Raw genomic sequence first — 13,155 nt, 5'->3', positions numbered from 1 at the left:
GGACTAACCTAAACCTTCTCTCCATAAGCTAAATCGCCCGCGTCGCCAAGGCCTGGCACAATGTAAGATTTACTGGTCATCTCCTGGTCTATTGCTCCAAGCCAAAGTTTTGCTTTAGGCAGGTTGGCACGTACGTGGGCAACACCTTCGGCGCTCGCTATTGCAGCAACAATATGAAGCTCGGCAATTTTATAGCGGTTAATCAGCTCTTTACAGCACATCACCATGCTTTGTCCCGTTGCCAGCATCGGATCAGCCATAATCAATACTTTTCCATCCAGATCCGGAGTAGAAATATAATCCATTTGAATGATAAAATCTTCTCCTTGATCCATTTTACGATAAGCAGAGATAAAACAGCATTCGGCTTTGTCGAAGATGTTGAGCAGTCCCTGCTGAAGCGGAAGTCCGGCCCTGAGTATAGTAGCCAGGACGGGCTGTTCGGCCAAAACACCACAAGTTGATACACCTAAGGGAGTTACGATATCCTGGTCGGTATATTTCAATGATTTGCTAATCTCATAGGCGAAAAATTCGCCAAGCCGCTCCATGTTTTTGCGAAAACGCATCGAATCTTTCTGGATGTGCTCGTCACGAAGTTCTGCAATGAAAGTATTGGCAATAGATTTTGTCTTGCTGATATCGAAAATCATGGTGTTACGTAAATATTATAGATTTGCGGCAAATTGTTTAATCACTAAATGTAGCAATTCCCGGCTAAATAATGTTTCATTAAAGTCAATTCCCCGCATAATGAAGCATTTCTTCGAAAAGCGACTTCAACTTCCTGTATTTGGGATGATCCGACAAGCTTTTCAAGTTCCAGCTACTGTAAAAAGTTCCATTTACCACCTTAACCGCATCAATATATTGGTGCATTTCTTTTACTGCTGCCGGTTGGGTTAGAAATTGCAGGATATGATCAGTTAAGCAGTATGAATTGACTACCAGTGGAGTTACTTTCTCCAACTGAAGGTCATACCAGTTAAATGGTGTACATGTTCCTGCCCTAAACCCCATCACATGACCGTAACCCATGGAATAATCAGAAGTGATGCCGGAGTTAAGGAGATTTAAATAGCATATTGGGAATTTTAACGCATCCAGCTGCTGGCTGGTTAGCTTGATGAGGTTTGGATTTATCTTTTTTAGCTTCACCAAACCTTCTTTAATTTCAGTCATTTTCTGCTTGTTGCTGGCGCAGGGCCTCAACAAACCAAGCGATTGGTTATTCAAGGTTTTAGAAATATCATTTGTTCTGATGTAATCGATTGGAACATCAGGGAAATCGACGAAATAAAGGGGACTACTTTTTTTTGAAGCAAACATTTCGTTTACCTGCTCAAGTACTTGTTCGTTGTTGATTCCGATTCCTGTTAACCTGTCAAATTTAGCATTCAGGTAATTATTTTCTTTTTTAAAAAGCGCACTGAAAATAAATTTGGTCCTGTTCAAGAAGCCTTCAGGCAAATGGGTTAACATACTAAAATGGATGGTGGGCCAGTGTTCAAATTTCTTTTCCTGAAATTTAAAGTCCGGATGCTTTTTCCTGATGATACTTTTAATCATTAATGCCCACTCATCGATAATCGGCTTATCCAACACCCGCCATTTGTGCTGGTAACTTTTTGATGCCTTAAAGGCATCTTCCGTATTTCGATGATGAAGGTATTCTTCGTACCGGCTGATTATGAAAAAGGAAGCAGCAAAAACATCGAATGGTAAGGCAGACTGATCGACAGGAAACGGTACCTGATATTCACCAAATGATAAGGTTTTAGGTTTAATATCCTCTAATTTGTTGGAGAAAAGCAAAGGTGTGCTTTTAAAGAAAAGTTCTTCACCCAAAGGCTCATCGCCATAACTGATTTTGATGTGAGTACTTTGCAAAAAATATTGGCTGTTGCCTGTAAATTCTATTTCTGCTTTAAGAACATCTTTAAAAATGAAATTGAAGATATATTTAATTCTGGGCGTTAATATGTCGGAAAAGATGATCAGATGCATAACTTTATTTTAACAACGCGGTATTTAAAAAAAGATTACAAGAAATATATCTTAGCCTAATATTAACCTAAAAATATTGACCATTAAAAATTAACGGTAATTTAACACCGGAACACTATCTAATACAAAAATTACAGTTAAAAGTTTGCCGTGAATTTCTTTTCAGGATAAAGGATTTTGGTGCTTTTACGGTTATTACCCTTTACTATATGAACTATACTCATCTGATCATCGAACATATCGTATAAAATACTGTCATTAACTTCAACAGATTTTAACGTAGGCACTTTTTCAACTTCCAGGTAAATATTGGTGGCTTCATGATCGATCTCAAATCCGATATAATTCATGGCAACGGCCTTGCCATTGGCCTTGAGCTGTAAATGAGCAAGCAGGTATTTTTTTACCAGCACGTCCATGGCACTTTTCATATTCGGATTACTCAGATCGGTTTTTTGTTTGTATAATCTGGCTAGAATGGCCTCGAAATCGTCAGAAAAGATTCTGCAGCTTACTTCTAAGGTCTTATCCTTTGCATTAAAGTTAACTTCAGTTGTGCTTACGTGCAAGGGATGTTTCGTTCCCGCTTTAACAGAAAAAAAAGCACAGCACAAAAACAGCAGGATATATTTTAATTTATGCATCGGTTTTTTTTAAGAAGTACAAAGTTAGGACTTAAAATTAAGGAAGATAATAGATTTAAATAGCTAAGACAGTAACAAATTTAGTATTTATGCTTTTGTTTGACGGATATTTGGGGTTTTATCATTAAAAAATCTAATTTTAACTGTTGTAAACTATTTTAGTTCCAATAGTTAGCTTATTATTCATGCCCTTACAAGATTTTATTTTTTATTTTAAATTGGGTTGGGCGCACATTATCAGTGCCGATGCTTTAGATCACCAGCTATTTATTTTAGCCCTGGCGGCTATTTATAGTTATGTTAATTTAAAACAGGTGCTGATATTGGTTACGGCCTTTACCATCGGCCATTCATTCACCTTACTTTTAAGCGTTTTGGATGTCATCAGGTTTGATAGTAAATGGGTAGAATTCCTGATTCCCTGTACCATCGTCATTACGGCCATCAGCAACCTGTTCAGGAAAAATTTCTCTTTGAAATCAATCAAGATCAATTACTTTTTGGCATTGGGTTTCGGGCTTATCCATGGAATGGGTTTTGCAAATTCCATCCGAATCATGCTGGCCAAAGATCAGCAAATTGGCTGGGGCCTGTTTGGTTTTAACTTAGGTTTGGAGTCCGGTCAGGTTTTTATGGTGATTATTATTCTTTTAATTACCTTTTTAATTTTTAATTATACCCGCATAAAACGAATGAGTTGGGTTTTATTTATATCAGCAGCCGTATTTAGCCTGGCTTTAAAAATGGCTTTAGAGCGAATTCCTTTTTAATGAACTATAACAATGAATAAACTATTTACTTTAACCGGCCTGCTTATCTTCTCCGGAGGTTTGGCTATGGCGCAAAATATTCAGAATAATCCTGGCAGCAACCATGGGAATAAGTTTGAGCAGTTGGGTACTATTTTACCTACCCCTAACGAACAGCGTACAGCCAGCGGGGCACCCGGTGTTAAATATTGGCAGCAGCGTGCCGATTATAATATCAAATGTGAGCTGGACGAGAAAAACCTGCTGTTAACAGGAACTGAAACCATCACCTACACCAACAATTCTCCTGACCCTTTAACTTATATCTGGCTGCAGCTTGATGAAAATGAGCATAGCACAGATAGAAATGCAAACTATCAGGATGCGACAAAGATGCCTGCAATAGGCACCACTAAAATGTTAGACCAGTTAAGTACAACCGGTAACAATGGCTATGGTATCAATATTACGAAATTAACCGATGTGGCCGGTAAAAACTTACCTTACACCGTTAACAAAACGATGATGAGGGTTGATTTGCCGGTAGCATTGAGAACCGGGCAGAAATTTATCTTCAACATCAACTGGAATTATAAAATTTCCGACCGGATGAGTGTTGGTGGACGTGGTGGTTATGAATTTTTTCCGGGAGATGGAAACTACCTGTTTACCATGACCCAGTGGTACCCACGTTTATGTGTGTACAGCGATTTTCAGGGATGGCAAAACCACCAGTTTACTGGTAGGGGCGAGTTTGCTTTAACCTTTGGCGATTTTAAAGTACAAATGACTGTTCCGGCAGATCACCTGGTGGGTTCAACAGGAGAGTGTATTAATTACAGTGCCGTTTTAAGCCCAACACAGTTGAGCCGATATAATGCAGCAAAAACGGCTGCCGCGCCTGTTGAAATCCAGACCCTGGCCGAAGCTAAACTGGCAGAAACCAAAAAATCTACGGCAAAAAAAACCTGGGTTTTTAACGCTAATAATGTCCGTGATTTTGCATGGACATCTTCCCGCAAATTTATCTGGGATGCCATGCCTCAAAAAATTCAGGCCAACAACAATACCGTAATGTGCATGAGTTTTTATGGAAAAGAAGCTTATAACCTATACAGTAAATTTTCTACACGTGCAGTAGCGCACACCATTAAAACCTATTCAGATTTCACCATTCCATACCCTTATCCGGTGGCCCAAAGTATCGAAGCTGCAAATGGAATGGAATATCCGATGATCTGTTTTAATTATGGCCGCACCGATGCAGACGGAACATATAGCGAAAGCACTAAAAATGGCATGTTAGGGGTTATTATTCATGAAGTTGGGCATAACTTTTTCCCAATGATTGTAAATAGCGACGAGCGCCAATGGACCTGGATGGATGAAGGTTTGAATTCTTTTGTGGAGTATTTAACCGAAGAACTTTGGGATAATAAATTTCCAAGTAAAAAAGGACCGGCCTATACCATTGTTGATTATATGAAACTGCCTAAGGATGAGCTGGAGCCCATTATGACCAATTCCGAAAATATTGCACGTTTTGGTCCAAATGCCTATTCAAAACCAGCTACAGGATTAAATATTCTGCGCGAAACCATTATGGGCAGAGAACTTTTTGATTATGCATTTAAGGAATACTCGAGAAGATGGGCATTTAAACATCCTCAGCCTGCTGATCTTTTCCGTACCATGGAAGATGCCAGTGGCGAAGATTTAGATTGGTTTTGGAGGGGATGGTTTTACGGAACCGATCCATGTGATATATCTTTAGACAGCGTGAAATTTGCAAAAGCCGATTTTCCTAAAGAAGTTCCTGCTGCCAGATCGAGAATGGTTAAAATTGACAGGCCTGCCGTAAATGCTTTTGAGGATATTTCTAAAATCAGAAACCGCGAAGACAAAAAAATCAGCTTCTACGTAGATAAAAACACAGCGGCTCAGGATTTTTATTATAAATACGATAGAGGATTGGTTACTGTTGATACAACTGTTGCCATGAAAATGGATATGACACCGCCTATAGAAGCGGTTGCAGAAGCTGATCAAAGTAAATATGCCAACCAGTTTTTATACGAACTGAGTTTTAGCAATAAAGGTGGTTTGGTAATGCCTATTATTGTAGAGTTTACCTATAAAGATGGAACAAAAGAAATAGACCGTATCCCTGCGCAGATCTGGAGACACAATGAACTTAAAACTTCTAAATTCTATGTGAAAAACAAAGAAGTGGCTTCAATTTTAATTGATCCTTTACGCGAAACCGCTGATATTGATACATCTAACAATACGTGGGGCGGTAAAGCAAAAGAAAGTAAGTTTAAAGTATATAAAGCAAAAGCTGGTGGAGCTGTAAGAGGCCAGTCAGTTGGCAAAAATCCAATGCAGGCTGCTGCTGGGAAATAATGTATCATTATTTCTCCGATCGTCATTCCCAACTTGATTGGGAATCTTAAAGCTTTAGGATGAAGAAACTCTTTTGAAACTCCTCGTTGAACAAAATTCAACGGGGAGTTTTTATTTTCAACCTAGTAAATCGAAAATTAAACTTTTGATTTACTAGGTTGGAATAAGTTTAGATACTATGAATGGCATATTGAATTTTGAGGTTCCCTCAAATATCAATTTTCAACTTTCCTGACTTTCGTCTGTTATCCTTTAATGTTAAGTCTTATAATTCCCGCGATTTTTTTTTAAATAAACGGAGGAAAGAACACAATAATGATTTTAACATCAATTTTTATTAAGTTTGATATACTCATGAAATTTAAAATCACTTCAGAATATAAACCTACCGGAGATCAGCCAAATGCGATAAAACAGCTGGTAGATGGTGTAAATGCAAATGAACACTACCAAACCCTATTGGGTGTAACCGGATCAGGAAAAACGTTTACGATAGCCAATGTAATTGAACAGACTCAAAAGCCTACTTTAATTTTAAGTCATAATAAAACCCTGGCTGCACAACTATATGGGGAGTTCAAGAATTTCTTTCCGGAAAATTCGGTGAATTACTTTGTTTCCTATTATGATTATTATCAGCCGGAAGCCTTTATCGCTTCAAGCAATACCTATATCGAAAAAGACCTGAGCATTAATGAGGAGATTGAGAAACTGCGCTTACGTACCACCTCATCATTAATGAGTGGCCGCCGCGATATTATCGTAGTATCATCCATATCCTGTATTTATGGTATGGGGAATCCCGAAGATTTTTCCCGGATGGTTTTTCGCTTTGGTGTAGGGCTTCGGATTTCGCGAAATGCATTTTTGCATAGTTTGGTAGAAATTTTATATTCCAGGACAACTACAGACTTTAAACGCGGAACATTTAGGGTTAAAGGGGATACTGTTGATGTTTATCCGGCATATCTGGATCATGCTTACCGCATTTCTTTTTTCGGCGATGATATCGAAGAACTTTCAGCAATTGATCCCGTTTCAGGTAAAACCCTCGAAAAACTGGAAGATATGGCCATCTATCCGGCCAACCTTTTCGTTACGCCAAAAGACCGGTTCAATCAATCCATTTGGGGCATACAGGAAGAATTGGAGATCCGAAAAAACCAATTGATTGCCGATCGGCATCTACTGGAAGCAAAGAGATTAGAGGAACGGACCAATTTCGATATCGAAATGATGAAAGAACTGGGTTATTGCTCTGGTATTGAAAATTATTCCCGGTTCTTTGATGGAAGACAGCCGGGGATGCGCCCTTTCTGTTTGCTGGATTATTTTCCTGATGATTATTTAATGGTCATTGATGAAAGCCACGTAACTGTTCCGCAGATCAGGGCCATGTACGGCGGAGACCGCTCAAGAAAATTATCTTTGGTTGAATATGGGTTCCGTTTGCCGGCCGCATTGGATAACCGGCCTTTAAATTTCAACGAATTCGAAGCCCTTGCGCCACAAACCATTTATGTGAGTGCTACCCCTGCCGAATACGAGCTGGAAAAATCAGAAGGGGTGGTAGTAGAGCAGGTCATCAGACCTACCGGATTACTAGATCCTGTTATAGAGGTCAGGCCTGCCATTAACCAGGTTGATGATCTTTTGGATGAAATAGACCTTACGATAAAAGATGGCGGCCGTGTGCTGGTTACTACGCTAACCAAACGTATGGCTGAAGAGTTAACGAAATATCTTGATCGCTTAAATATCAAAACCAGGTATATCCATTCCGAAATTAAAACTTTGGAAAGGGTAGAGATTCTGCGTGGTTTACGCCTGGGCGAATTTGATGTTTTGGTGGGTATTAACCTGTTAAGGGAAGGTTTAGATTTACCAGAAGTTACCCTGGTAGCGATTTTAGATGCGGATAAAGAAGGGTTTTTAAGATCAGAAAAATCGCTTATTCAAACCATTGGCCGTGCTGCCCGTAATGATCGTGGCCGGGTAATAATGTATGCAGATGGCATTACGGAAAGTATGGAAAAAACCATTTCAGAAACGAACAGGCGCAGGGACATACAGATTGCCTATAATCTTGAAAATGGCATTGTACCCAAAACGGTCGGCAAATCGAGAGAAGCAATTTTAGAACAGACCTCTGTACTCGATTTCTCGCAAAAAGCAAGCGATAATAAAGCAAAAGCCTATGTGGAAAATGCTGAAATCAGTATTGCGGCAGATCCAATTGTACAGTATATGGGTAAGGCCGAACTCCAGAGGGCAATTGATAACACCCGTAAGGATATGCAGAAGGCAGCAAAAGATATGGACTTTTTACAAGCTGCGAAGCTACGCGATGAAATGTTTGCGCTGGAAAAGATGTTTAACGAAAAATTCAGCAAGTAACGATTTGGTTTTAAAGATTGATTTTTAGATAATTTGAGTTAGAATTGCTTTCAATAAAATTATCTAAAAATCATCAAATGAGATTTCTAAAGTGGGTGTTGCTAATCTTAATGGGCGTTCCGGGGCTTAAAAGTCACGCCCAAAATGCTGCGGCAATTTATCTTCCTCTTGGAGGCAATGCTTACAGTTCTTTACATGAAGATGCTGAAAAAAGCTTGTCTGACCGTGGAATTGTTAACTGGTCTAACCCAGGTGAATATTTTACAGCCTATCTAAGGGTTTCAAAGCCAGGTACGCTGTTCATTTCTATTAAAGATAAACTTGTGGTTGAAGGGCAATCTACATTAGAATTTTCTATTAACAATCAATCCAAAAAAGTAAGTTTTGATGAAGCCAAAACTTTTGATGGTAAAATTGGCGACTGGATAATCAAAGATACCGGTTACGTTGCCATCACCATAAAAGGGATAAACAAAAGCGGCACTCAATTTCCTTTCATCCAAACGTTAAGCATTAGCGGAACGGCAGTAGAGGGAAAAACTGCTTACGTAAAAAACAATGAAGGCAATTTCTTTTACTGGGGCCGGCGCGGACCATCGGTTCATTTAAATTATCAACAGCCTGAAAATATAAATGCAGAATGGTACTATAACGAAGTAACTGTGCCAAAAGGAGAAGATAAGTTAGGTTCCTATTTTATGGCTTGTGGTTTTGGTGAAGGTTATTTTGGTATGCAGGTGAACAGCCCGACGGAAAGACATATCTTATTTTCGGTATGGAGTCCTTTCCATACAGATGATCCTAAAAGCATTCCCGAAGCGCATAAGATCAAAATGCTAAAGAAAGGCGAAGGTGTATACACAGGAGAATTTGGGAACGAAGGCGCCGGGGGCCAGAGCTACCTGAATTATATATGGAAAGCAGGAAACACCTATAAGTTTTTGCTGCATGGGGCGCCCGGAAAAGATAGCTTAACCACATACACTGCTTATTTCTTTATTCCTGAAACCAATAAATGGCAATTGATAGCCAGCTTTTCCAGGCCGAAGACTAATACTTATTTAAAACACTTCCATTCCTTTTTAGAAAACTTCTCACCAGTGCAGGGAGATTTATCACGAAAAGTTTTGTTTGATAACCAATGGATCTGCGATGATAAAGGAACATGGACTGAATTAAAGGTTGCGCGCTTCACTACCGATAATACCGGAGCAAAAGGCTATCGGATGGACTATCAGGGTGGAGTTGAGAAAGGTGCACTTTATTTAAAGAACGGTGGCTTTTTTAACGATTATACCACAGCAGGAAAAATATTCACCAGAGTATCAAAAGGCAAAAAACCAGAAATAGATTTTAGTAAATTACCTTAACATTCAAAATAATTATGGAATTTTGAAATCTTCATCATCATTTTATTACAGCACATATGGACGGGCAAAATAGAAAAGACATTTATCCGGGTTTGGAAGTTGGCATTATATTGAAGAAAGATCAGCGATCAGGAAACATCACCTATGGCGTGGTGAAAGATCTGCTTACTTCCTCAGCATTTCACTCCAGAGGAATAAAGGTTAGGCTCGAAGATGGTCAGGTTGGCCGTGTAGCTGAAATTGTTGAAGATTGATGAAAAAGCTTTACTTTATCTTATTATGTATTCTACTTGCTGGTTGCACATCGGTAAAATTATCTGAATTGTTCAAAAGAAAGCCTATTGATGGCAAAAGAAAGACGGGGCTAATACCTTGGCACATTTCACCACCAAAGGGTGGGATAATTGCAAATGCACCATTATACGTTATTAATAAAATTGTAATTGAGAATGGTTATGTGATTGAGTTTTTAAGCCCTTCAAGCATCACTTCTTTTAAAATCTTAAAGGCCGAAGAGGGGCAAAGATATATGGAGAAAGCGCAAAAAATGGTGTGATCGAAGTTGGCTTAAAAAATGACATTAAAATATTATGTTTTATGGATCTGTTTAAAATCTATAAAATCAAAAAGAAATACTGGAGTCTGCCTATTTTTATTGAAGATAAAAAACTCTCCAGCAATAATGATATTTACCTCTCCAGTAATCTTGTAGAAAATGTAGAAGTAATTAAAAAGATTAATGCCTCGGGGAAAGAGCGGTTTTTACAGGTCTCTATAAAACCTTTATAGCTTTGTTTGCGTATTATATATGTAATCAAATTGCAATTAAAGGCCTAAAAAGTAACAAAATAAAAGTTAGGTCGTCTATATTTGTAACAACAGTAATTTAAAGCATGGCATTAGTAAAATTCATTTTTATTACAATATTGGTACTTTGGCTGATCAGAATGTTGATCAGGCTAATTTTACCTATGCTGTTTAATAACCTGGCCAGCAAAATGCAAAGTCAGGCTACAGGACAGCAGCAACAGCGGCGACAGAAACCTGAAGGTTCTATTTCTATCGACTATATGCCGCCAAAACCCGATCAAAGTAAAACAGATAAACTTGGCGATTTCGTAGACTACGAAGAAGTAAAATAAACTAAACCCCGAACCTGTTTCGGGGTTTTTTGTTAATGTCGTTCCATTGTTAGTTCTCCCTGCGTCATCGTCACCCTGATCCGGAGCCATCAGATTTATTTCAGGGTCTTATCAAAAGTTTATCATCGCATATCACAATTCAGCTTGAAATTTGATTACCTCGTTTCTCTTCTCAATTAGTTTCAGCAAATATTTTTTAAGAAATACTTTTTCTGCCAACCATCCTGCTATTCCAAAAGGGGCTTCAAATTCAAAAATATCAGTCATCTCTGTTTGAGAATCTATTGTTTTAAACAGGTGTTGGTGATGGAGTTTTTTAAAAGGCCCCATAATCATCTCGTCTATAAAGAACGTTGGGTACTCCAAAGTGCTAATCCTGTTGGTCATTTTAAACAAAATGCCAAAGTGTTTTGCTTGCCAGGTTACAGATTCATTTATACTGATCAATCCACTTTTCTTTCCAGCAATGGCTTTCTCACCAGAACTTTGCATCGACTGTACATGAAGGTCAATACTTCTGGCCAGGTCGAAACAGCGCGCGATGGGTGCATTAATCACTGTTTTTAAGATAATGGTTGGCATACTTTCCGTTTTTAATTACCTCTACTTTTGGTGCTGCCTGCTTAGCTCGGCCATTGCATCATCAATCTTTCTGTATCTGAAATCAAATCCATCATTAAGCAATATTGTTGGTTTAACCCACCTGCTTTTCAAAATCAGTTCCGTTTCCGTACCGATAATTTTTGCCCCAATGGTCAGCAGCCAGGCCGGGGCTGGTAAACCGAAACTGCGACCAAAAGCCTTTCTGATGCTGCGCATGAAAACATGATTTTTAATCACATCTGGTGCCGTGCAATTTACAACTCCTTCGATTTCGGGACGATTTAGTAACCATTTGATACTGCGTACAGCGTCCTCTTCGTGGACCCAGCTCATGTATTGTTCGCCATTGCCCTGTTTGCCGCCCATTCCCAATTTCACCAGGTTAAGTAAGCGTGGGAATGCCCCATCTTTCAGACCTAAAACAATGCCCATTCTAAGTGCTATTTTTCGGGTGTTGGGGGTGTTGGTTTCAAAAAAGCATTTTTCCCAGGCTTTACATACCTCAACAGAGAAGCCTTTGCCAATTTCGCCTGTAAGTTCATCCTGTGGTCGGTCTTCTGCATGGCGGTAAATGGTTGCAGAAGTAATGTTGATCCAAAGTTTTGGTGGATTTTTTATTTCTTCAATGGCTTTACCGAGTAAATGAGTGGGGATCAACCGGGAATCAAAAATTTCTTTTTTGTTTTTCTCCGTGTACCTGCAGTTTACATTTTTACCACAAAGGTTAACCATGAGATCTGCCCCTTGCAAACTGTATACCCAATCACCCATGGTTTTGCCATTCCAAACCAGTGTTTTAATGTTGCCTTGTTCAGCTTGTGGCTTTCTCGCCAGAATGATTACTTCATCGGCCATGCCGCTAAAATATTTCGTCAATACGCCACCCAGATAACCATTTCCGCCAGCCAGTATAATTTTTCCGTATTTCATGATCTTTATAAAATGAAGATTAAACCCAAAACAATTAAACGATACAATGCCCAGGTAATGCTCATCACCCAGCCCAGCTTTAATAATTTACTTCTACGGATATGCTCTAAAAACATTAATCCAGCAACCATTAAAAAGTAAAATAGGAAAAACGATGGCTGAAAGTCGAAATATTCTGCTAGTATGATAATGGGTAAAAGCAGAAGAGAACCCGCGAAAGAAATGGTCATCATGTTCCCTAAGTAATCCCAAAGTTTTTCCTTTCTATAAAAGCTGATAATAATACCCTGAAAAAATAGCTGTCCACCGCAGATTAAATATTCGCGGTATTTACTGCCTAATGGGACAAAATCTGTCAAAAGATGTGCATAGTCTGTCAAAATATAGGCGGTAATGGCCCAGGTTAAAAATAAATATGCAATACGATAGCGCCGGTTAAAACTGGGTTGTAAGGTATTTTCTTTAACTGCTACCGGAATAATCACTTTGCGGTTGTAAGAAATAAATGCATAGAGCTTACGCATTAGATGAACAAATGGACCAAATGCAAATAAAGGACTAAAGAAGGGCATAGCATAGGCAATAATTTTGAATAAACTTTGGATGCCGTAAGTAACTTCGCCGGTTTCGGTATTCACCAGGGCAATTTCATTAGCCGCCCTTTGATGGTCTACCAGTGGGCAAATATCTGATGGCATTTCCTGGTAAGCCTCCCTGCCATCTTGCGCTAACATTCCTGTTTTGACAAAAGCCTTAGTATAAGCATAACACATTGGGCACTCATTGTCAAATAATATCACATGGTTTTTAAGCGTTTTCATTTATTTAAATTTTGGTATTTTCAGTAAAAAATGAAAGTTTGAATTAAAAAATAAAGCCGAACAATTGGTCAGGCCTTTTGGGTGAG

The 13,155-nt window shown here is 38.8% G+C and carries 14 protein-coding genes; 8 read left to right on the top strand and 6 right to left on the bottom strand.

Features of this window, described 5'->3' with window-relative positions; translation table 11 throughout:
* Positions 1-8: 8 nt before the first annotated feature.
* The 3 genes from upp to BM107_RS04845 form a co-directional block, all read right to left on the bottom strand.
* Positions 9-653 (bottom strand): uracil phosphoribosyltransferase, encoded by a 645-nt coding sequence (upp, locus tag BM107_RS04855; RefSeq protein ID WP_090980885.1) that lies wholly within the window; start codon positions 651-653, stop codon positions 9-11.
* A gap of 85 nt (positions 654-738) precedes the next feature.
* Positions 739-2,007 carry a DUF7033 domain-containing protein gene (locus BM107_RS04850; RefSeq protein ID WP_090980883.1) on the bottom strand — a complete coding sequence of 423 codons (1,269 nt, stop codon included), beginning with the start codon at positions 2,005-2,007 and terminating at the stop codon, positions 739-741.
* Between the two features lie 137 nt (positions 2,008-2,144).
* On the bottom strand, positions 2,145-2,651 hold the full coding sequence (locus BM107_RS04845) for a DUF6702 family protein (protein WP_090980881.1): 507 nt from the start codon (positions 2,649-2,651) through the stop codon (positions 2,145-2,147).
* A 185-nt stretch (positions 2,652-2,836) separates the two neighbouring features.
* On the opposite strand from BM107_RS04845, the gene BM107_RS04840 reads away from it, so the two are divergent.
* The 8 genes from BM107_RS04840 (at position 2,837) to BM107_RS04805 (ending at position 10,715) form a co-directional block, all read left to right on the top strand.
* On the top strand, positions 2,837-3,421 hold the full coding sequence (locus tag BM107_RS04840; protein WP_090980879.1) for a HupE/UreJ family protein: 585 nt from the start codon (positions 2,837-2,839) through the stop codon (positions 3,419-3,421).
* 12 nt (positions 3,422-3,433) lie between these two features.
* Positions 3,434-5,806: a M1 family metallopeptidase gene (locus tag BM107_RS04835; protein ID WP_090980877.1), complete on the top strand. Its 2,373-nt coding sequence runs from the start codon at positions 3,434-3,436 to the stop codon at positions 5,804-5,806.
* A gap of 354 nt (positions 5,807-6,160) precedes the next feature.
* A complete protein-coding gene (uvrB, locus tag BM107_RS04830) occupies positions 6,161-8,203 on the top strand; it encodes an excinuclease ABC subunit UvrB (protein WP_090981410.1) in 2,043 nt (680 codons plus the stop codon).
* 77 nt (positions 8,204-8,280) lie between these two features.
* Positions 8,281-9,573 (top strand): DUF3472 domain-containing protein, encoded by a 1,293-nt coding sequence (locus tag BM107_RS04825; protein WP_090980875.1) that lies wholly within the window; start codon positions 8,281-8,283, stop codon positions 9,571-9,573.
* 56 nt (positions 9,574-9,629) lie between these two features.
* Entirely contained in the window at positions 9,630-9,827 is a 198-nt protein-coding gene (locus BM107_RS04820) for a YwbE family protein (RefSeq protein WP_090497912.1), read from the top strand.
* Positions 9,827-10,129, top strand: coding sequence for a hypothetical protein (locus tag BM107_RS04815; RefSeq protein ID WP_090980873.1), 303 nt, complete (start codon positions 9,827-9,829; stop codon positions 10,127-10,129). The genes BM107_RS04820 and BM107_RS04815 overlap by 1 nt, the downstream gene beginning before the upstream one ends.
* 41 nt (positions 10,130-10,170) lie before the next feature.
* Positions 10,171-10,362 (top strand): hypothetical protein, encoded by a 192-nt coding sequence (locus tag BM107_RS04810; RefSeq protein WP_090980870.1) that lies wholly within the window; start codon positions 10,171-10,173, stop codon positions 10,360-10,362.
* A 104-nt stretch (positions 10,363-10,466) separates the two neighbouring features.
* Positions 10,467-10,715 carry a DUF4834 family protein gene (locus BM107_RS04805; protein ID WP_090980868.1) on the top strand — a complete coding sequence of 83 codons (249 nt, stop codon included), beginning with the start codon at positions 10,467-10,469 and terminating at the stop codon, positions 10,713-10,715.
* Between the two features lie 132 nt (positions 10,716-10,847).
* Here the strand turns inward: BM107_RS04805 and BM107_RS04800 are convergent, their stop codons facing one another.
* From BM107_RS04800 to BM107_RS04790, 3 genes are read right to left on the bottom strand one after another with little or no spacing between them, the layout of a single operon-like run.
* On the bottom strand, positions 10,848-11,297 hold the full coding sequence (locus tag BM107_RS04800) for an SRPBCC family protein (protein ID WP_090980866.1): 450 nt from the start codon (positions 11,295-11,297) through the stop codon (positions 10,848-10,850).
* Between the two features lie 21 nt (positions 11,298-11,318).
* The gene (locus BM107_RS04795; protein WP_090980863.1) at positions 11,319-12,248 is read right to left on the bottom strand and encodes a TIGR01777 family oxidoreductase; all 930 of its coding nucleotides are present in this window, start codon (positions 12,246-12,248) and stop codon (positions 11,319-11,321) included.
* A gap of 5 nt (positions 12,249-12,253) precedes the next feature.
* On the bottom strand, positions 12,254-13,069 hold the full coding sequence (locus BM107_RS04790) for a DUF393 domain-containing protein (RefSeq protein WP_090980861.1): 816 nt from the start codon (positions 13,067-13,069) through the stop codon (positions 12,254-12,256).
* Positions 13,070-13,155: the final 86 nt, after the last annotated feature.

It is taken from the genome of Pedobacter suwonensis (genome assembly GCF_900111825.1).
GTDB lineage: Bacteria > Bacteroidota > Bacteroidia > Sphingobacteriales > Sphingobacteriaceae > Pedobacter > Pedobacter suwonensis.
This window is presented reverse-complemented; position numbering and strand designations above follow the sequence as displayed.